Source organism: Lacrimispora sphenoides (assembly GCF_900105215.1).
Taxonomy (GTDB): domain Bacteria; phylum Bacillota; class Clostridia; order Lachnospirales; family Lachnospiraceae; genus Lacrimispora; species Lacrimispora sphenoides_A.
This window is the reverse complement of sequence record NZ_FOIP01000001.1, coordinates 2027051-2047752: the sequence shown is the minus strand read 5'-3', so window position 1 is coordinate 2047752 and position 20702 is coordinate 2027051. Positions and strand designations below refer to the sequence as shown.

Here is a 20702-nt window from a genome sequence, read left to right as displayed (position 1 = left end):
ATTTTCTATTGTAAGTCTTTTTGCCTGTTATTTGCTAAGCTGTAAAAGCTTGGACTTAAGCTCCCCTTCCATCCGGCTTAACTCCACTTCTGCTTCCCGGCGTTTTGTCCTGCCATCCGCCTGGATCCGGACTACTTCATCCAAAGTTGTTATCAGGGATTCATTGGTCTTCTTAAGTGTCTCCATGTCCACGATTCCCCGTTCTGATTCCTTTGCCGTCTGAATGGTTGCGGTTTTTAATACCTCTGCATTCTTCTTTAAAAGATCATTGGTCATATCTGTCACTTCCCGCTGGGCCTTTGCCGCCTGCTCGGAATGGCTGATTCCGATGGCTAGTACCATCTGGCTCTTCCAAAGAGGAATGGTATTCACCAGGGTCGACTGTATCTTTTCCGTCATTAAGGTGTCATTGTTCTGGACCAGACGGATCTGAGGCGCCATCTGAATGGATATCATGCGGGTAAGCTCCAGGTCATGAAGCTTCTTCTCAAAACGGTTCAGCATGGAAGACAAGTCATTGGCTGCCTGGGCATCTTCCGGAAGTCCGCTTTTTGCAGCCCTCTCTAAAAGTGCCGGCAGCTCTTCCTGCTGCACCCTGGCAAGCTTCCGCTTTCCGGCCATAATATACATGGTAAGTTCTTTAAAATACGTGGTATTTAAATCATACATTTTATCCAGAAGGGCAATGTCCTTTAACAGCTGGATCTGATGGTTTTGAAGGACCTTGCAGATCTGGTTTATATTGGTTTCTGCCTTTGCATACTTTGCCTTAATGCCTTCCACCCGGTTTACGCTCTTTTTGAAAAAGCCGAAAAGGCCCTTTTCTTCTTCCTCCACCTCGATGCTCTTAAGCTCGACAACCACCTCTGACAGGATCTGACCCACTTCCCCCAGATCCTTGGACTTTACATTATCAAGAGCTGCTTCCGAAAAATCGGCAATCTTCTTCTGGGCTCCGGCTCCATACTGAAGAATCAGATTGGAATCCTTTAAATCGATCTTTTCCGCAAAGTCAGCCACTCGTCTTTCTTCTTCCGGCGTTAAATCAGCTGCCGGTGCTTCCTCCACCACTTTAAGAACGCTTTCTGTCTGCACCAGCTGGGTTTCTTCCATACCGCCGGGCCCAAGAGGAGACAGGGTCAGTTCCGGAGCTTCCTTTAACATATCTTCAATATCCTTACTCATTCTTCATACCTCCTGTAAAATCACTTTCCGCCCAGCCATCCTTTTTTAACATCGTCTGGATCACCGATGCATCTGTAGAAACATCCAAGGCAGCAGCCTGATAAAGATCATCAAGCAGCCGCTCAAAGGCCTGGTTTATTGTGTCAAGAGTTCTCTCTATCTCCGCCTTTGCGGAAGAAATATTGGCCCCCTGGGTTCCCACGCTGTCAAAATCCCGGTACGCATTTACCAGTTTTACCGTTGTGGGAAGGTAATATTCCATAAAGCGCTCCATCTCTCCGATCCGCCCGGGATGTTTGGAAACCGATTCAAATATCCTACGGATCACATGTTCAAGGTTTGAAATCTTCTGGGAAATCACTTCCCCCGGTATGGCATCATTGGCCTCCCGTAATATCCTTAAATAGTTCTGGCCGTCGGCCATCATCTGCTTTATTTCCTCTGAAGGAATCTCTTCCTTTTCTTTTTCTCTGGCTTCTTCCAGTTCCCTTTCCTTAAGTGCCTTTTGGCATTCCAGATACTGCCTGTAGGTGTTTTCGCTTAAGATCAGGCAGGTCTTTTGTTCATCCAGATATGCCTGCTTAAAAATTCCAAGCTTGATCATCTTTTGGACGTCCTTTAATACAAAATCACGGGATCTTCCAATGTTTCCTGCCAGTTCCTCAATGCTGCAGTACATCCGCTTACCTGACTGTTTCGCATAAATTCTGGCTCTCTTTAACCTGTCCCGGATGCCGATTCCTGCGCGAAGCATAAAACCGGATACGCCGCCTAACAGAAGTAAGATTAAGGTTGCACCTGCCACAGCCCAGATAACCGGCTTCACCACCAGAGCCACAATCCAGACAACTAAAAGAAGAATCAGTATTATACCAATACCAATGCTCCCAAACACCGTATACAAAACACCTGATACACGGCCTGTCTGGTTTAACTGCGCCAGTTCCCCTTGTCCGTCACCGGTTCTTTTTAAAACATCCCGGCTGGTCTGAAACGCCCGGTATCCAGGTCCGTCTTCACGGCTCTCTCTTTGTACCGATGCTCCGCTCCACTCCGTTTTCTGGTATGTCTCTGTTTTTTCAGTTCTTTGGCTGCTAAAGCTTCCGGGCGGTATGTTCTTCCTAAACTCCGTCCCCTTAATCAGCTGGCTCCTGGCTTCCTCCAGGGCAGAATTAACCGTATCGGATATGGTTCTGTTCAGCTGGTTAAAATCCATGGAATCAATAGCATTCTGCACCGAATCCCTGATCTGGTCTCCTAAATTTGAAAATTCTCTATTATCCATATTTCCTGGTCTCCCAAAAACAATTTGTTGCATCAGACCTTAATCATATCATGAATTGTCCTGATTTACAATTACGCATACCTGCAAAAAAATAGAAAGCTACCAAAACCGGAAGCTTCTCCGGACTTTGGATCACTTTCTATTCTTTTAACAAGCTTCTAGGAAAGCAGATGGCCTTTTTCTTTCATTACTTCTATGACCTGATCCACATATTTCTCACAGGTATCCAGATCAGCGGCCTCTACCATGACCCGTACCACAGGCTCTGTTCCTGACTGGCGAAGAAGGATCCTTCCACTGTTTCCAAGGCTTTCCGCAACTTTTTCCACTTCAGCCTTAACCGCCTCATCATCCTGGGCCGCCGTCTTATCGTGGACACGGACATTTTTAAGTACCTGGGGATAGATCTCAAGCTCGGAAACTAGTTTCCCAAGGCTCTCCTTCTTTTCCAGAATGACTTCCATTACCTTTAAGGAAGTCAAGATACCGTCTCCCGTGGTAGCATGCTTACTGAAAATTATATGGCCGGACTGCTCTCCGCCCAGACAATTTCCGTTTGCCGACATATTTTCATAAACATACTTATCGCCTACCGCCGTTTTCTCAAACTCAATGCCTTCCCGCTCAAAGGCCTTGTATAGACCGAAGTTTGACATGATGGTGGTCACCACCTTATTATTCTTAAGGGTTCCCTGTTCCTTCATATACTTGCCGCAAATGTACAGAATGGCATCTCCATCCACCACTTCACCGTTCTCATCCACCGCAATACACCGGTCCGCATCCCCGTCATAGGCAAAGCCCACATCGGCTCCCACTTCTTTAACAAATTTCATAAGCTGCCCGATGTGAGTGGAACCGCATCCTGTATTGATGTTTAAGCCGTTGGGTTCATTGCTGATCACATGGGTTTCAGCTCCCAAGGCATCAAAAACATTCTTGGCAATGGCGGAAGCGCTGCCGTTTGCACAGTCCAGAGCCACCTTTTTATTCTTAAAGGATCTGGTAGCTGTTGAAATCAAATAGCCGATATAACGGTTTCTTCCTGCAGCAAAATCTATGGTACGGCCGATTTTATCGCGTTTAGCCATAGGTAGTTCGACCGTCTCTCCATCCAGATACTTTTCTATTTCCAGGGTCACGCTCTCTTCCAGCTTCTCACCCTTTTCGTTAATTACTTTTATTCCGTTATCATAGTAAGGATTATGGCTGGCGGAAATCATGATGCCGCAGGAAAATCCTTCGGTGCGCACTACATAAGATACGCTAGGAGTTGTAGTAACATGAAGCAGGTATGCATCGGCTCCGGATGCGGTAAGGCCCGCCACCAGAGAGTATTCAAACATGTAGCTGCTGCGTCTCGTATCTTTTCCTATGACAATCCTGCATACTTCATCCGGATTCTTCTGCCCATAGTACCAGCCTAAGAAACGGCCCACCTTATAGGCATCCTCCACTGTAAGCGTTACATTGGCTTCCCCGCGGAAGCCATCTGTTCCAAAATATTTTCCCATATAATAATATCTTCCTTTCATCAGTCTGCAGATCATACAGAACAGTATGTATGCCTATAACCCTCTAATCTTCGCCCTTAGGTACCTCACAGGCGTATAGAATGGTTCTTGCATCATTAAACTCATAGCTGCAGGTTACAAAAGACCAAAGCTGTCTCACCGGCTCTTCCGGCTTTTTAAGAAACAGGCCGTCCTTTGTCATCTCCTCCACATATGCCTGAAAGCTTTCGTCTGTTTCAAACACGGTCTTCCTGCGGATGGGGGAGGCATCCGTATAAAGTGCGGTGATGGGCCTCAAATGGTATTCCCTCTCCGGCGTATAAATATAAATATCCTGATGTTCCTTAAAAAAAGCCTCATCCTTGTACTTTATGATGTCCTTAAACATCGATCCGTTCTTCATGTGATGCCCGTATATTATGTTATGCCGGCCGGAAAAGTCAGGTTCGCTTTCATAATCAAGGTAAATGGCTCCGGCTACGCTCTTCTTGCCCTCAAAATCCGTATCCAGATAAGTTTCATTGTTATCCGTCTGCACAATGGGGTAGTCGATGACCGTGCCTTCAATCCTGATCCAGCCCACGATATCCGGATTGATTTTTCCCAGTTTCTCAAAATCAATGGGGGAAACATAAACAGCGCTTGTTTCTGCTTCCGGGATACTGGCCTTAGTTTCCCCGGCCGTAGTCTCCCTTGCAAGCTCCGCAAGGCTTTCATACTGCTGTTCGGCATGATCTCTTGTTTTAAAATCAGAATAGAGCTTTCCTACACCCACAGCCAGAAAAATAACGGCTATGATAAGAACGCCAAAGGCCAATTTTTTGCTTTTCATGCTCATTCCTGCTTTCTCAAATGATTTTTTTCCTCCCTAAGTATACCGTATTTTAACAAAAATCACAATCTTTTATAAGCAATGCTAGACTTTTCCACTTTTTTTCTATATACTAAAAAAAGAAAATGTTAATATGGAGACATTATATGAAAAACCAAGAATCTATCGTTCATGTAAATATGCTGGGAGGATTCTCCATATCCATGGGGGACAGGACGATCGTAGACCAGAATAATCAAGCAAAAAAACCCTGGAGCCTTTTAGAATATCTTATTACGTTTCGAGGTCGGGATATTCCGGTAGAAGAACTTATTGATCTGTTTTGGAAAGATGAAGCCAGCAATAACCCGGCAGGAGCCTTAAAGACCTTAATGTTCCGTGTACGCAAACTTTTAGAGCCTCTGGGATATCCCACACAGGAGCTGGTTTTCCAGAACCGTAAAGCCTACGGCTGGACGAAAGACCTTATCACGGTCTGCGATACCGACCAGTTTGAGGACTTGTGCGCCCAATTAGAGGCCCACGGTCTTTCCGAGGATGACCGTTTAGCCCTTTGTCTAGAGGCCTTTGCCCTGTACAAGGGAAACTTTCTTCCAAAATCAGAGTGGGAATCCTGGGTGGTACCGATCCACACTTATTATCACACCCTTTATCAAAAACTGATCCAAAAAACTTTATTCCTTCTGGAGAAAAGAAAGGATTATCCCACCATCATCGATGTATGCCAACAGGCCATTGCCATCGATTCCTATAGCGAAGAAGCTCATTATTACCTGGTCTATGCACTGTACCAAAGCGGCAACCAGCTAATGGCTATGGAACATTACCATCATGTGACTGACATGTTCTATAACGAATTTGCCATCACTCCGTCCATTCGATTTAAGGACCTATACAAGCTTATCAGTGATAAGAAGCATGGAATTACCATGGATCTTAGCACCATACAGGAGATTCTTTCAGAGGGCGGCACGAACAGCGGGGCCTTTAGTTGTGAACCCTCTGTGTTCCGGGACATCTATCAGCTGGAAACAAGGGCGATCCAGCGAACCGGTGACTCCATCTTCTTATGCCTTCTGACCATCAGCAATCTAAAGGGAGAGCTTTTAAAGCCTGCTGTCCAGACAAGGGCGATGGATGAGCTTGGAGAATCTATCCGTAAATCCCTGCGCAGAGGAGATATCTTTTGCCGCTACAGCGTAAGCCAATACCTATTGCTTCTGCCCACGGCAACCTATGAAAACGGCGAGCTGGTGTTAAAGCGCATTATTCAGAACTTCAAAAAAGAATATTCAAGAAAAGATCTTTCCATTACTTATTCATTGCAGAGTATCATTCCAAACTAAGCCTTATGGCTAAAGCTACATACAGGAAGCTGCTGCTCACAGGAGGAACCGGATGTTATCAAATGACTTTATTACATTCACACTGGAAAAGAAAAAAAGCATCGCACTAATTGCTCATGACAACGAAAAGCACGCATTGATCGAATGGTGCAAGGAGCATAAATCGGCTCTGGAAAAGCATACTCTCTGCGGCACCGGAACAACGGCACGGATGATCACGGATCAGACAGGACTTCCCGTAAAGGGCTACAACAGCGGCCCCTTAGGTGGTGACCAGCAGATCGGCGCAAAGATTGTGGAAGGAAGAGTCGACCTGGTCATCTTCTTTTCCGACCCTCTCACCGCACAGCCTCACGACCCGGATGTGAAAGCACTTTTACGTATTGCCCAGGTTTACGATATACCCATTGCCAACACCAGGGCAACCGCAGATTTCATCATCACCTCGCCGCTCATGGAAGAGACCTACGAGCATCAGGTCATCAACTTTCACAAAAACATTGCGGACCGGGCGAAAACCCTTTAAGGGTCCTGACGTAAGGATCAACAGAAGGCAGAGCTTTTTTTAAATTAAGCCCTGCCTTTTTTCTGTATTTGTCCATATTTTATTCAAAAACTCTTTCACACAATTTTATATATTCCTGATAAGCAGGAAACTCCTCAAGACCTGTAAGGCGTTTTGCGACCCCCTTGTAATACCAGGCGTGTTCTGACTTGTTTTTTTCGTTAAAGCGCTGCCAAAGGTCATCTCCCACTAAAAAATAGTCTCTTGCAGTGGTTCTTAAATTGCTCAGCTTGTCCGCCAAAACAAGGATCTTGCTTTCTCTGGAAGCATTTTCTAAATGATCAAGTGTCGCGCATTTGCGTTCCTTCCAGCACTTAGTTTTGTCTTCTGTTTCTTCCATAACCAGTTCAGCCACCCGAAGTCCGAACTTTTCTTTAAGCTCTTCCTCCGTAACACCCGTATCCTCCACCACATCATGTAATAGTGCGGCGCAGATCAGCTCTTCATCCGTTACCATCAGCGCAACGATGACTGCCGTCTCTAAGGGATGGACGATGTAGGGAATCTTCGTCCCTTTCCGAAAGGTCCCCTCGTGGGACTTGGTTGCAAATGCAACAGCCTTCTCGACCATACTGAGTCTCCTTTTGATCTTTCTAAAACCTCCTTACTATATTAACACAAATAATTCCGATTTAACAGAGCATAATTCACTAGGCTGCCCTTTTCCCATATCTGTATATTCATCATCAGCCTCAGGGCTAAAATCACTAAGAATCGGCTTTGGAATATAATAGACTATAAAGATATAGATAAATTCTTTAAAATGTAAGATTAGGATAAGGAGGATTATTTATGAATGCCAATGAATATAGTGATGGATTTGATAATAGAGTAATATGTTGTGATTGTGATCAAAAATGCAGCGAACGAAAATGCGTTTGTAAATCTGAGAGAATCCAAAGAGCTTTAAAACCTAATAGAACATCCTTAAGATGCGGTACATCAACAGGAACTGTAACAATTCCTGTCGATACCTCTGCCGGAGTTACATTTACATTAGCTACTGTAAATGTGGATACAAAATGCATGAACCACCCATGTATTCAATTAGAATTTACAAGTAACATCATTGCTATCTCTGCAACTTTAGTTCTTAACTTCCAGATTTTTAAACAATGCGGCAATCAAATGGCACCTATTCCAGTAGGACCAATCTGGACATTTTCACCCCCTGTTGAATTTTCTGAAGGTGGTGGCTTTACTAATACCTTCTCATTCTCTGTATGTGATTGTGATACAACCTGTGATGAATGCTGTAACTATCGTGTAGTAGTTACTCCAGTTGGCGCAGCTACAATAGGTATAACCACTATTAACAATTCATCTCTTGCTGCTGTCATTGTTGATCGTGCATGTAAATAATAAGAAAATTCCCATTAATAAATAATAAAAAATGGCGAGTGAATCCGTGCTATTTGGATACTCGCCTTTTACTTATGACCTATCTGGTTAATGCGCCAGATCACTTTCTACTGTCTCACTTTCCAAACTGTGTATAACTAAAAGCTTCAGCATGTAATAATTTGCAGTTTAGTGTCGTATTTTCAGACATTAACACTCAATCCACAATTGTTTCCACAATATTGTGGATAAGTGTCGTTTTACTAGATATTGCAAACCTCTCTATTACTTTTTACAACTCAAGAAATATTGAAACATAGGCCCTACTTTTTCTTTATTCACGATTACAAAGTAATTACTCAACATATCTTCAAATTCCTGAGATGGCATATCATATTGATCTGTTCTACCTAAGTAATCCTCTATCATCATTGTAATTTGAAACTCAGGACTTCCAAGGTCCGGAACATCAAGGACAAACTTCCCATAAGGCTTCAGGATACGATGGGCTTCCGTAATAGCTTTTTCAATAAAGTCTTTTTTAAAATATTCGAGGGAACCAATACATGATCCTATGTCAAAAAAGTTTGTATCATATGGCGTTTCATGCATACTGCCGCAATATAAAGAACCAATGGTCAAATGATGCTTTTCAACAAACCCGTTTAGTAACTGAATGGTTTTGCTGCTTATATCAACCCCATAATATGTGGATGGCCAATTATCATAGCCGCGAAACATTAAGTTTAGGCAACACCCAAGATCAATAAATTTCATATCTATAGCTGGCGATAAATAATCTATAATTTCTTGCCGGTCACTATCAGAAAGCATTCCATCCATCTGCATTTTTTGAAATAAAAGATAATTAGGATCACTTGTAATGTATTCTGGAAGTTCTTTGTACAAGTCAATGCCTCTTCGTCCTAAATCAATAGCTTTGTCATAAGACTCTGCAACTAACTTCAACTGATTTCTCATATGATTAGGCCTCCCCTTTTATAAAATCCACATTTCTCCATTTGGCATTTCACTTAAGTTACCTTTTTCTATTGATAAAACTTCTCCTGATTTACTGACTCTCACTATATTGTCATAATATTTATAGTCTGATGTTACATTATCATTTTCATCAATGCCTTCTTCTACCCATCGATTAAAATAAAAAACATCCCCATCTCTAACAATAAAGCTATCCCTGGCATCCATTTTTATTGTTAATTTTTCAGGATAATACACGATACACTCATGATCAACACTAATAAGCATCAATGGGTATTTAGCAAGCCTTATATTATATAAATTCAGATCTTTCATATCAAAATTAGCAATTTCCGTTAAAACATTCTTATCCGGTATATATTTGATTATATAAACCTGATCTATATTAAAATCCGCCCTTATGAAATATATAATACCTTCAATAAAAATTATATGCTCATAATAAATTCCATATTCTAATTCATATGGAGTGTAGCTATAGCCATCAGGATAAGAAAAAAAGGTGAGTTCATTTCCTTTTATCGGCTCATTCATTTCCTTTAATTCTTTTATTTCATATAGGCTAATATAATTATCAAAAGAATATAGCCATCGATCAGTACCTATCAAACCTGAATATCCATTATTATATTTCTTTTCCATAGCTTTGAATTTCATAAAATCCCCCCTGCATACTAATTCCTAAGCCCAAATTGCCTTAATTGCCTTTATTTCCTTAATTCTACCATGAAGCTAATTGCATCATCAATATAAATCAGCAGTCATGACGGTACTGTTTCCTGGTACGTAGGAATAATATTGGCGGTTCCAGGTAAATCCGTATATTCTTTTTTCTGAAATTCCTGATTTTTAATAGCAGTGATATTTATGTCACATATATTAGTATAGAATATATAAAAGGTGACTAAGTGCATGTCTAATTCAGAAAACTCAAATCGTGATGCTGCAAATACGCCAACTTTCCCCTATGACTATGGACCGAACTCTTTAGTTATTGATCTCAATAAGGCAGCACAGCAAAACGATAATTTCCGTTCGACTTTATGGACGGCAACCTATTTACAGGTCACTCTCATGAGCATTCCTGTCCATGGGAGCATTGGTATGGAAGTCCACACTGATCACGACCAGATTTTACGAATAGAAGATGGTCTAGGCTTAGTTCAGCTAGGGGAAACTCAACTCTCATTGTACGGACAGTATCTCGCATTTTCTAATTATGTTATATTAGTACCTGCCGGTATATGGCATAACATCATTAATATCGGCAATGTCCCACTTAAAATATCATCGTTCTATGCCCCTCCTAATTATGCATGGAACACGGTTCAGAGGACAAGAGCTTCTGAACCCACCTCACAGAACAACTCTTAAACAATTTTTTCACACAGCCGGCAGGATTTCCCCAATCTTGCCGGCTCTGCTTCAATGTAAACCAGCACAGGTATTGGACAGGCAGAGGAGCAGATAATAGCCTTCAGGCATGTATAAATACCCTCACAGTCCTTATACGATCACCGCAATCCAAAGGGTATAAGCAGGGCTTGTGTCAAAAAGATTTATATCGAATATTATTATATTGTAAGTAAATATAAAAGGGGGCGCAATATTATTATGAAATCACAGGAAATGGCATTAGAAGAATTGAAAGAAGAAGTATTAGAAGCCATAGAAGGAAAATCAGATGATGAAAAAATTGAATTACTCAGAAATAAATTTAAAATTGATTGGGACATCCCCAGATGTTGTGATCGTAGACCATGTAAAATGTGGTATGCTCAAGTTTTCACTTATTGCAGCACATGCGAATTAGAGAAAGAACTGAATTTTTTCTTGTTTTTAATCAACCTTTTTGGACACATTTTTGGTTTTTGTTTTAACCAGGAAAGTACAGTTTTTTTAGGCTGTACATGCCCTTGTGGTAACAAACAAATAATTCTTTATTATACAATTGTATTTAAGGATTAAATTCTAACCTTCTATTGATGGTGTTTGAGGTTTCCCCGGTAGATCTTCCGGGGAAATACCGCTGAAACACGCATAAACTCAGCATTCTGTAAGAATAAATTAAATTATTACGATTTAATAGATAATCTTGTAAGATCCATCATTTTCTGATATGCTTATAGGCGTAAAAACCATCAGGAGGAAAAGGAATCAGTATGAACCAATATAACAATCAAATCAGACCAAACCACAGAAAAACGCGCTCCGGCAATAGAAATGATACGGGGAAAAACGGTTTTCTATCGGTCCTTCTGTTTTATGTGCTTCCTTTCATCGTTATTAATGGCCTGATCTTTTTTCTGGTAACTTCCAGACCAAAGGGCGAGATTACAATCGGTGAAAGCAGCGATTATATATCCACAACCATGGAGCTTAAGATCAAATCCCTGCTTCCCGTGAATAGCATGGAGGTGTCTTTAAACGGTTCACCCGTTGAGATAACGAAAACAGGCCTTAAGACCTATTCTGCAGTCCTTAAAAGTAACGGAACGCTTACAGTAAAGCTTACATGCTTTAACAAAATGAAGACCGTTATAGATGAACAGGTGGATGTTTTAGATGACACACCTCCAGTCATTAAGGATAAGGTAGTTGAAAACGGAATTCTTTACTTCCGTTTGGAAGACAGCCAGTCCGGCGTGGATTATTCCTCTATTTCTGCCTGTGATGAGGACAACCAGGATATTGCTCCCATGTCCATAGACCGGAGTACAGGCCGTGTAACCTTTGAGCTTATAAAGGACAATTTAAACATCACTGCTAAAGACAATATCGGCAATGAGCTTCATGTAACCATCACCCCCCAGGGCGAAAGCATTGAAGAAGAGGAAGCACCAGACGGACAGGCTGAGGTTCAGACAGGATCTTAAGCTATACCGTATGATAGGTAAATAGGAAGAAAATAGATAAAGTGCGGTTCCTGAATATTTGGAACCGCACTTTATTCGTATCATTATTGAATTGTTTCCTTTATTAAATCCTGGTACCAATAAAAACTGTCCTTAGGAATCCTGGTCTGGCTTTCATAATCTACAAAAACAATTCCGAATCTGTCGTCATACCCCTTTTCCCATTCAAAGTTATCTAAAAAACTCCAAAGGAAATACCCGGTGACATCCGCACCATCAGTAATTGCCCGCTCCAGCTCTGTCAGATAACGCTTTAGGTAATCAATCCGGCCAGGGTCATGAACGCCCCCATCCAGGGAAATCACATCAAGAGCAGACATACCATTTTCCGTAATAATCACAGGAAGCCGATAGGTCTCATAAAAATTGCGGACCGCCCAGTACATGGCCTTTGGCGTAATCGGCCAACCCATTCCGGTCTTTCCATGTCCGACCGGGAGCTTTCCAAGCAAAAGCTTTCCCTGATTATCATGGTTGACTGAGGTTCCCTGATACAGGTTCATCCCGCAAAAATCCAGAGGCTGGCTAATGAGTTTTTGTTCTTCTTCCGTTATAACCGGAAGCAGAGGCCCAAACAACTCTTTACATCTGTCATGAAATGCTCCTTTTAAAAACAGTTCATTCCAGAATGCGGAGGAGTAAATCCAATCTTCTTTCCCAAAGGAATTCTGAAGCCTTCTGGCGGCATCGATCAGTTCATCCGTTTCATCAACAGGCCAATAGGCATTACCGCAGGTAGGCGCATAACCAACCCTGCTGTCCGGTATCAATTTCCTTATCTCCTGTACCGCCCTTCCATGAGCCAGCGCAATATGACGGCACATGATAAGCAATCTTTCCACCGGGTATTTGATCCCGGGAGCATGAATGCATTTATCATATCCAAGCCAGGTAAATATCTGCGGTTCATTGAACGTAAAGAAATGCTTTACACGGTCTCCCAATGCTTTTGCCACGGCTTCCGTATAAGTGGCAAACCATTCCGGACTTTCCGGATTCAGCCAGCCGCCCTGCATCTCCAGTTCATTGGGATAATCCCAGTGATACAGGGTTACATAAGGAGTGATTCCGTATTTCAGCAATTCATCCACTAAATCGGAATAAAACTTTAATCCTTTTTTATTTAACGAACCACAGCCCTTTGGAAAAATTCTGGGCCAGGAAATAGAGAACCTATACGCTTTTACTCCCAATTCTCCAAGCAGAGCTACATCCTCTTTCATGCGGTGGTAATGATCACATGCCAATTCTCCGGTATGTCCTTCAAAGATCCTTCCCTCCTCCCGGGCAAATACATCCCAGATGGACTTACCTTTGCCATCTTCCTGTGCGCCTCCCTCGATCTGGTACGATGAAGTCGCAGTCCCCCATATAAAGTCTTTTTTGAAATTCATCTCTTTATCCTTTCACACTGCCGGCAGTCACACCGCCGATAATAAATTTAGATAAGCATAAATAAATAATCGCTACCGGTACAATTGCTATGGTAATCAGCATATAAACCTGCCCCATATCAAACTTCAGGAAATCGGCACTCCGAAGCTGTGCAATCAGAATCGGCAATGTCTTTTTGGCATTGGATTTCAGCACCAAAGAGGGTACAAAGTAATTATTCCAGGAAGCCACGAATGCAAAGATCCCCTGTACCGCAAGTGCCGGCTTGACAATGGGAATTACAATCGTATTAAAGGTGTAGAATTCATGGGATCCATCGATTCTTGCCGATTCGATGATCTCAAGGGGAAGATTGCTCTCAAAATAGGAAACCATGAAATAAAACACCACCGGAGCAGCCATGGAAGGAAGGATAAGAGGGACAAAACTGTCCATAAGCCCCATTTTGCTGATCATCCTTAAAAAACCAAGGGTCGTTACCTGATTGGGGATCATCATAATCAAAACGATAAACAGATAAGCCACATTTCGCAGCCGGAATTCATAAGCATGAATGGCATAAGCAGTCAGAGCAGAAACATATACCGCAAGCGCTGCAGAGCTTCCGGCTATCAGAAGACTGTTGACGATCCCGTATACAACCGGAAGATTCTTATTATGAAGTACGTTATACAAATTGGAACCAAAGGACTTACCCGGAATAAAGGAAAATCCCTTTGAAATCTCTGGATGAGACCTGGTTGCATTTATGATCAGGCAATAAAAGAAGAAGAGGCATAAAAACGCCAAAAGTGACAAAAATACATACGCAACAGCCTTCTTTATATTCATCGACTTGCCCATTACTTTCCTCCTCTCTTTTTCCCTGCACCGGTCAGTACAAAGAATACCACCAGACTGAGTGCTGCCGTAATGACAAAAAGTATTACCGATAAGGCACCTGCCATGCCATAATTCTTACTGTAGAGATGGTTATTCAAAAACATAATCAGGGTAGTACTGGTTCTGTCCGGACTCCCCTTTGCATTCGTCAGTACCTGAGGCACATCAAACATCTGCAGACCGCCGATCAGGGAAGTGATCAGGACATAAATAAAAATAGGCTTAATGGTGGGCATGGTTATCTTTGTGAATATCTGCAGAGATTTTGCTCCGTCAATGGAAGCCGCTTCAAATAAAGATGCATCCACACCAAGAATCGCAGCCATCAAAAGAATCGTTGTATTTCCGAACCACATCATAAAGTTCATGAGCCCGATCAGACCCCTGGTTCCCCAAACGGTTGCCAGAAAGCGGAAAGGGCTGTTTAAAATCCCCAGGTTTATAAGCAGGTTATTCATAGGGCCGTCATCGGAGAACAAAGCAAAAAACAGCATGGCAAAAGAAGCCGCCATTATGACATTTGGCATATAGATTATGGTCTTAAAGAAAGTGCTTCCTTTTAACCTTAACTTAAAATCCGAAAACCAGACTGCCAGAATCAAAGAAATGATAATCTGGGGAATAAAGCCGATGATCCAAAGAATCATGGTATTGCCCAGATACTTAAGTAAGTCACTTTGAAAAATAGATACGTAATTTTGCAGTCCTACAAAGTTAGGACCGATCTGCGACAATCCGGAACGATAATTTTCAAATAGGCTGTTATAAAAAGTATTCACCAGGGGGATAAAGGAGAAAATCAAATAAGTGGCAAAAAACGGTATCAGAAAAATATATCCCCATTTCGCATAGCTGATTTTTTTTCTGGTCTTTGCCTTCTTTTCTTTTACCATTGCAAAACCTCCTGTTTTATACAGGGCGGGATATCCCCGCCCTGCAGCTCATAACTATTCTGTCTTTAATTCCGGGTACTTTTCAGTAATTGCGGTGTAAAAATTCTTCAGTGCAGTATCTTTGTCAACAGCCCCATTAAAGTAATCATGCATTGCAGTCTGGAATTCTTCATTAAGGCCCTGGTCATAAGGAGAAATTTTACTCATATCAATTTTTTCAGCCGCATCGCAGTACATCTGAAGCGGATTCTGCCCTCCGAGGAATTGGGACTTATAATCACTCTTTGCCAATTCTTCCATAACTGTCTTGTTATTGACAAAGTCATTCTTTTCTTCTACGATCTTTTTCATCGTTGCATCATCACAGCAAATGGTTCTCATAATATCCGCTACAATATCCGCATTATCAGTTCCGTTAGCAGCACAAATCCAGGTTCCGCCCCAGTTATAGGACTCCGGACCAATGGTTGCCGCCCAGTCACCATAACAGCCATTTCCTACTTCCTGTTTTCCTCCATCCGCTTCTGCTTTTTCAAGGGAGTTTCCTGCCATAACGAAGTCCACACCCCATGCAGGCATGAAATAGCCGAATACTTTTCCTTCCGGTCCCTGGCCGGCAGCCCATTCTGCTGCCCAAAGGATGGTCTTCTGGTTATATCCCTTATCCGTATAATCTTTTGTCTGCTCCACCCATTTTTCCATGTTAGGATCAATGACAACCTTAGTCCCATCAACCCAGGGAGCGGAAACATTATTGGAAAAGGTACGATAGGTATCATCAAAACCGGATACCATATAATACCCTTTTTCTTTCACCTTTTCCGCAGTCTTGTCAAAGGAATCCCAATCATTGATTGCCTTCTGGACTTCTGCCGGATCGTCTGTTCCAAGCACAGCCTTTGCAATGGAACGGCGGTAAATATAGAGTCCAGGACAGCCCTGCCAGGAAATCCCCTTCTGCGCACCGTTTGCATCCTGGGCGATCTCCTTGGTATAGTTATATTGTTTGGACATATCCTGATCCGTGATGCCGATATCCTTTAAATCAGTGGTACTGTCGGAATTCACATATTTCAAAATATAATCCGCCTCTACCAGAAACATATCAACTTTGTCATCCGCTTTTGCATCAGCCTGATTTAACAGAGCCTCATCAAGAGCATTCTGATATGCATTGTTTTCACTGGGGGTTGTTATAAAGTTCACCGTATACCCTTCAGGCAGCTTGGAAGCATAATAATCCTCATATCTTGCCTTGAATTCATCATTCCAGACATAGATATTGACAACTTTCCCCTCTGTACTGTCAGCCCCCTTTTCTTCTGTTGCCTCCTTACTGGTGGCCTCAGTAGTTCCACTACCGCTCTGAGTACTTTGAGCGCTCTTGGAACTGCAGCCTCCAATCAGTGTTGCTGCCATTGCAGCACACAGCAATCCGCTTACTACTTTCTTCCTCATATTACCCTCTCCTTTTCTGATATGAACTATCATTATATAGTTGCTTTTCCAACCGATTCCCCTTTTAACAGCTCTCCTTCCACAATGATCTGTTCTGTAAAAGTTGTCTTGGACTTCTCGATGGAGCTAATTAATTTTTTAGCGGCCTGCATACCAATGGCGACCGTATCCTGGTGTATGGTGGTCAGTTTGGGATTCAACAGCTGCGAGATCCGGTTGCCATCATATCCCGCTATGGAGATATCCTCCGGAACCTTTAAGCTTCTCGACCGTATTTCATTTAACCCGCCGATTAATGCCGTATCATCCGGGTATAAAATACAGGTGGGGGGATCCTTTCTGTCCAGCAGTTCCCTGGTGTATGCCATCGCCTGGCTGACATCCAGATAATCTGCTTCCAATACATAATTGTCCGGAATATACAGATCGTGGCTCTCCATAAACCGGTAAAAGCTTGTAAGTCTTGCCTTTGTAACGGCCGTATTAATCTGTCCGTGGATGTATGCAATCTTTCTGTGACCATTTTCATAAATATATTGCATCAGGGATTGGATTCCCTTAATGTTATCGGACAAAACCGAGGAACAGTTTTCGTGGATATGGTCAATGGTAACTACGGGAATGTCGCCCCCCAAAAGGTCGATCACCTCCGGGTTATCAAAATTTACACAGGCGATTACCACGCCATCCACATTTCTGTATTTACAATGATCATAATAGGAGACTTTCTTTGTTCCTATCTGACTATTGATAAACGTGATATCATACCCCTGTTTCTCCGCCTCCACCTTAAAGGCTTCCAGTACCGCTGCAAAATACTCATGAGTCAGGCCGCTGTTGGCCTCATCAACAAATAAAACGCCAATGTTGTAGCTTCTGTTTGTCTTTAAAGACCTTGCAGCTGCGTTGGGATAATATCCCAGCTCTACCGCAGCTTCTTTGATCCTGGTTTTTGTACTCTCCCCGATGTCACTCTGGTCATTAAGTGCTTTGCTTACTGTGGCAACAGAGACTCCACAGTGCTGTGCCAGTTCCTTCATTGAAATCATATGTCTCTTCCTTTTACTTAATCGTTTTCGTAAGCTCAATATACTCCTTTCAGAAAGAAAAAGCAATATATTTTTGTTTTTTCATCTAATTTATATAGTTTTAATCAATCTAATTTATGCAATATTGCCAATATACAAACATTGGACGATTAATTTTTATAAATACCTATTGTAATTTAAAAATTAATGAGTTATTATGGCCCTATATCTCACTAATTCTGTTCTTAATCGTTTTCGTAAAATGTCGAATTAAGTAAATTTATCACCTAATCAGAAAGGGGTTATTCGATTATGAAATATGGATATTTCGACGACCAGGAAAAAGAGTATGTTATTACAACCCCAGATACTCCCCTTCCTTGGATCAATTATCTGGGCAGCCAGGATTTCTTCTCCCTGGTTTCCAACACCGGAGGCGGCTACAGCTTCTATAAAGATGCAAAGCTGTTAAGGCTGACCCGGTACCGCTATAACAACGTCCCTCTGGACAGCAACGGACACTACTATTATATCAATGATAATGGTACCATCTGGAATCCTGGATGGCAGCCCACCCAGACACCCCTGGATTTTTATGAATGCCGGCACGGACTGGGAGTTACCCGCTACCAGGGAATAAAAAATGGCTTATCTGCCACTGTTACAGCCTTTGTGCCCCTACATGACACCTGTGAGATCCATAAGGTTATCCTGAAAAACGAAAGCAAAGAATCAAAAGATTTTACCCTGTTCTCCTATGTGGAATTCTGTTTATGGAATGCTGTGGATGACATGACCAATTTTCAGCGGAATTTTAGCACCGGAGAAGTAGAGGTAGAAGGCTCGGTCATTTATCACAAGACAGAGTACAGAGAGCGGCGCAACCATTACGCTTATTACGCTGTCAATTCAGATATTCAGGGCTTTGATACGGACAGAAACTCATTTGTCGGTGTATATGGCTCCAACCAGCTGCCGCTTATGGTGAAAAATAACACCTCAGGGAATTCCATGGCAAGCGGCTGGTCTCCCATCGGCTCCCACCGCTTAAAGCTCCATTTAGAGCCTGGAGAAGAGACCAGTTTCATCTTTGTGCTGGGCTATGCAGAGAATCCTAAGGAACAAAAATGGATTGCTCCTAATGTCATCAACAAAGAACCTGCCATGGCTGTTCTGTCAAAATATAAGACGGACCAACAGGTTGATGAGGCTCTCGCCGCATTAAAGCACTACTGGGAAGAGCTGCTTTCCAACTACTCCGTTACCATGGCCGATGAGAAAACAGCCCGCATGGTAAACATCTGGAACCAGTATCAGTGCATGGTGACCTTTAATATGTCCCGCTCCGCCTCCTATTACGAATCAGGTACCGGCCGCGGTATGGGTTTTCGGGATTCCTGCCAGGATCTTCTTGGGTTCGTACATATGATCCCGGAAAGGGCCAGGGAACGAATCATCGACATTGCTTCCACCCAGTTTGAGGATGGAAGCGCCTATCACCAGTATCAGCCTCTTACAAAAAAGGGGAATATGGACATCGGAAGCGGATTCAACGACGATCCTTTGTGGCTCATTGCCGGTGTATCGGCTTATATCAGGGAAACCGGGGACTTAAGTATTTTAGAGGAATCCGTACCCTTTGATAATGACCTGGAGAAAAGCCAGCCGCTTATGGAGCATTTGAGACGGTCCTTCCAATTTACCAGGACCCACCTGGGCCCCCATGGTCTGCCTCTTATTGGGCGGGCTGACTGGAATGACTGTCTGAATTTAAACTGCTTTTCCACGGAGCCCGGAGAATCCTTTCAAACCACCGGCCCCTCGGAAGGACCAGTAGCAGAATCCTTAATGATCGCAGGGATGTTTGTAAAATACGGAAAAGAGTACGTTGAAGTTTGCCGCTTGATGGGATTAAAAAATGAAGCTGGGGAAGCAGAGAATTCTGTACAGGAAGTATACGATGCCGTGATTCAACATGGCTGGGATGGCAGCTGGTTTTTACGCGCCTATGATGCATTTGGCCAGAAGGTAGGATCCAGAGAATGCAGGGAAGGACAGATCTTTATTGAACCACAAGGGTTTTGCGTCATGGGTGGTATCGGTATTAAAGAAGGCCATGCAAAAAAAGCTTTGGACAGTGTAAAAGAGAAGCTGGATACGGCCTGTGGAATCGTTCTGCTGCAGCCGTCATACACCGGTTACCAGGAAAGCCTTGGAGAGATCTCCTCTTATCCTCCTGGCTACAAGGAAAACGCAGGCATTTTCTGTCACAACAATCCCTGGATCTCCATTGCAGAAACCATGATCGGAAGGGGTAACCGGGCATTTGAAATCTATCGGCGCACTTCTCCGGCCTATATGGAAGAAAACAGTGAAACCTATAAAGCAGAACCTTATGTTTATGCACAGATGATTGCCGGTAAGGATGCGGCTCATTTCGGAGAAGCCAAGAACAGCTGGCTGACCGGAACGGCTGCATGGTCATTTGCATGTATTTCCCAGTATATCTTAGGGATCCGACCTGGTTTCAACGGATTAATCGTAGACCCATGCCTGCCGGATTCCATCGGGGAATTTTCCGCCATCCGGAAATTTAGGGGAGCGGATTATTATATCCATGTGGATCATACCAAAGAGAGTGATCATGGAACCCGTTCCATGCTGGTGGATGGGAAACCTGTGGAAGGAACGGAAATCCCTTATGTGGAGGGGAAAAAGGAATACCATATTTCCCTTACTTGGGAATAAGCGATAATAATCTCGAAACACCTCATTGATATTGTCATATAATAACATGAGCTAATTTCAAGGATCAGTTATGAACGTTAACATTGGCATGCATGCCCCTGATTTTACTGCTATGACAACATTCGGACCGCTTAAGCTGTCCGATTTCAAAGGACAATGGGTTATTTTATTTTCTCACCCAGGCGATTTCACATTGCATATAGTTGGAAAATATATCTCGAAATGAGAGTGATTTAAAAAATGTTCTAGAAATAATGTTTTAAGGATAGCATCCATTTTATGGTATTTCATTTGGGTCTTTCCAAATTTTTGT

20 protein-coding genes are annotated in these 20702 nt (G+C 42.7%); 8 read left to right on the top strand and 12 right to left on the bottom strand.

What is annotated here, in order from left to right:
- Window positions 1–27: 27 nt before the first annotated feature.
- From BMW45_RS09345 to srtB, 4 genes are all read right to left on the bottom strand, one after another.
- On the bottom strand, window positions 28–1185 hold the full coding sequence (locus tag BMW45_RS09345; protein ID WP_092242612.1) for a toxic anion resistance protein: 1158 nt from the start codon (window positions 1183–1185) through the stop codon (window positions 28–30).
- Window positions 1178–2470, bottom strand: coding sequence for a 5-bromo-4-chloroindolyl phosphate hydrolysis family protein (locus BMW45_RS09340; RefSeq protein ID WP_092242609.1), 1293 nt, complete (start codon window positions 2468–2470; stop codon window positions 1178–1180). Before BMW45_RS09340 ends, BMW45_RS09345 begins: the two co-directional genes overlap by 8 nt.
- A gap of 158 nt (window positions 2471–2628) precedes the next feature.
- Window positions 2629–3984 carry a phosphoglucosamine mutase gene (gene glmM, locus BMW45_RS09335; protein WP_092246311.1) on the bottom strand — a complete coding sequence of 452 codons (1356 nt, stop codon included), beginning with the start codon at window positions 3982–3984 and terminating at the stop codon, window positions 2629–2631.
- Between the two features lie 64 nt (window positions 3985–4048).
- Window positions 4049–4816 (bottom strand): class B sortase, encoded by a 768-nt coding sequence (srtB, locus tag BMW45_RS09330; protein WP_092242604.1) that lies wholly within the window; start codon window positions 4814–4816, stop codon window positions 4049–4051.
- Between the two features lie 146 nt (window positions 4817–4962).
- On the opposite strand from srtB, the gene BMW45_RS09325 reads away from it, so the two are divergent.
- Together BMW45_RS09325 and BMW45_RS09320 are read left to right on the top strand one after the other, a co-directional pair.
- Window positions 4963–6162 (top strand): BTAD domain-containing putative transcriptional regulator, encoded by a 1200-nt coding sequence (locus BMW45_RS09325; RefSeq protein ID WP_025230078.1) that lies wholly within the window; start codon window positions 4963–4965, stop codon window positions 6160–6162.
- A gap of 52 nt (window positions 6163–6214) precedes the next feature.
- Window positions 6215–6688 carry a methylglyoxal synthase gene (locus BMW45_RS09320; RefSeq protein ID WP_025230079.1) on the top strand — a complete coding sequence of 158 codons (474 nt, stop codon included), beginning with the start codon at window positions 6215–6217 and terminating at the stop codon, window positions 6686–6688.
- Between the two features lie 79 nt (window positions 6689–6767).
- On the opposite strand, the gene BMW45_RS09315 is transcribed toward BMW45_RS09320, so the two are convergent.
- Window positions 6768–7298, bottom strand: coding sequence for an HD domain-containing protein (locus BMW45_RS09315; protein ID WP_092242601.1), 531 nt, complete (start codon window positions 7296–7298; stop codon window positions 6768–6770).
- 221 nt (window positions 7299–7519) lie between these two features.
- Between BMW45_RS09315 and BMW45_RS09310 the strand changes: the two genes are divergently transcribed.
- Complete coding sequence (locus BMW45_RS09310; protein WP_092242598.1) at window positions 7520–8089, top strand: DUF4489 domain-containing protein; 570 nt, start codon at window positions 7520–7522, stop codon at window positions 8087–8089.
- Window positions 8090–8353: 264 nt separating this feature from the next.
- On the opposite strand, the gene BMW45_RS09305 is transcribed toward BMW45_RS09310, so the two are convergent.
- Window positions 8354–9049, bottom strand: a complete 696-nt coding sequence (locus BMW45_RS09305) for a class I SAM-dependent methyltransferase (protein WP_092242595.1) — start codon at window positions 9047–9049, stop codon at window positions 8354–8356.
- Window positions 9050–9067: 18 nt separating this feature from the next.
- Window positions 9068–9727 carry a hypothetical protein gene (locus BMW45_RS09300; RefSeq protein ID WP_092242592.1) on the bottom strand — a complete coding sequence of 220 codons (660 nt, stop codon included), beginning with the start codon at window positions 9725–9727 and terminating at the stop codon, window positions 9068–9070.
- Between the two features lie 255 nt (window positions 9728–9982).
- On the opposite strand from BMW45_RS09300, the gene BMW45_RS09295 reads away from it, so the two are divergent.
- From BMW45_RS09295 to BMW45_RS09285, 3 genes are all read left to right on the top strand, one after another.
- On the top strand, window positions 9983–10444 hold the full coding sequence (locus BMW45_RS09295; RefSeq protein WP_092242589.1) for a cupin domain-containing protein: 462 nt from the start codon (window positions 9983–9985) through the stop codon (window positions 10442–10444).
- Between the two features lie 240 nt (window positions 10445–10684).
- Window positions 10685–11038 carry a hypothetical protein gene (locus tag BMW45_RS09290; protein WP_092242585.1) on the top strand — a complete coding sequence of 118 codons (354 nt, stop codon included), beginning with the start codon at window positions 10685–10687 and terminating at the stop codon, window positions 11036–11038.
- Window positions 11039–11232: 194 nt separating this feature from the next.
- The gene (locus BMW45_RS09285; protein WP_092242582.1) at window positions 11233–11946 is read left to right on the top strand and encodes a hypothetical protein; all 714 of its coding nucleotides are present in this window, start codon (window positions 11233–11235) and stop codon (window positions 11944–11946) included.
- Window positions 11947–12029: 83 nt separating this feature from the next.
- On the opposite strand, the gene BMW45_RS09280 is transcribed toward BMW45_RS09285, so the two are convergent.
- From BMW45_RS09280 to BMW45_RS09260, 5 genes are read right to left on the bottom strand one after another with little or no spacing between them, the layout of a single operon-like run.
- Complete coding sequence (locus BMW45_RS09280) at window positions 12030–13379, bottom strand: GH1 family beta-glucosidase (RefSeq protein ID WP_092242579.1); 1350 nt, start codon at window positions 13377–13379, stop codon at window positions 12030–12032.
- Between the two features lie 4 nt (window positions 13380–13383).
- Entirely contained in the window at window positions 13384–14223 is an 840-nt protein-coding gene (locus tag BMW45_RS09275; RefSeq protein ID WP_025230087.1) for a carbohydrate ABC transporter permease, read from the bottom strand.
- Window positions 14223–15155, bottom strand: coding sequence for a carbohydrate ABC transporter permease (locus BMW45_RS09270; protein WP_025230088.1), 933 nt, complete (start codon window positions 15153–15155; stop codon window positions 14223–14225). Before BMW45_RS09270 ends, BMW45_RS09275 begins: the two co-directional genes overlap by 1 nt.
- Window positions 15156–15209: 54 nt before the next feature.
- Complete coding sequence (locus tag BMW45_RS09265) at window positions 15210–16613, bottom strand: type 2 periplasmic-binding domain-containing protein (protein WP_092242576.1); 1404 nt, start codon at window positions 16611–16613, stop codon at window positions 15210–15212.
- A gap of 32 nt (window positions 16614–16645) precedes the next feature.
- The gene (locus BMW45_RS09260; RefSeq protein WP_092242574.1) at window positions 16646–17662 is read right to left on the bottom strand and encodes a LacI family DNA-binding transcriptional regulator; all 1017 of its coding nucleotides are present in this window, start codon (window positions 17660–17662) and stop codon (window positions 16646–16648) included.
- 291 nt (window positions 17663–17953) lie between these two features.
- Between BMW45_RS09260 and BMW45_RS09255 the strand changes: the two genes are divergently transcribed.
- Window positions 17954–20389: a glycoside hydrolase family 94 protein gene (locus tag BMW45_RS09255; RefSeq protein WP_092242571.1), complete on the top strand. Its 2436-nt coding sequence runs from the start codon at window positions 17954–17956 to the stop codon at window positions 20387–20389.
- A 70-nt stretch (window positions 20390–20459) separates the two neighbouring features.
- Window positions 20460–20615, top strand: a complete 156-nt coding sequence (locus BMW45_RS09250; protein WP_092242569.1) for a redoxin domain-containing protein — start codon at window positions 20460–20462, stop codon at window positions 20613–20615.
- Window positions 20616–20702: the final 87 nt, after the last annotated feature.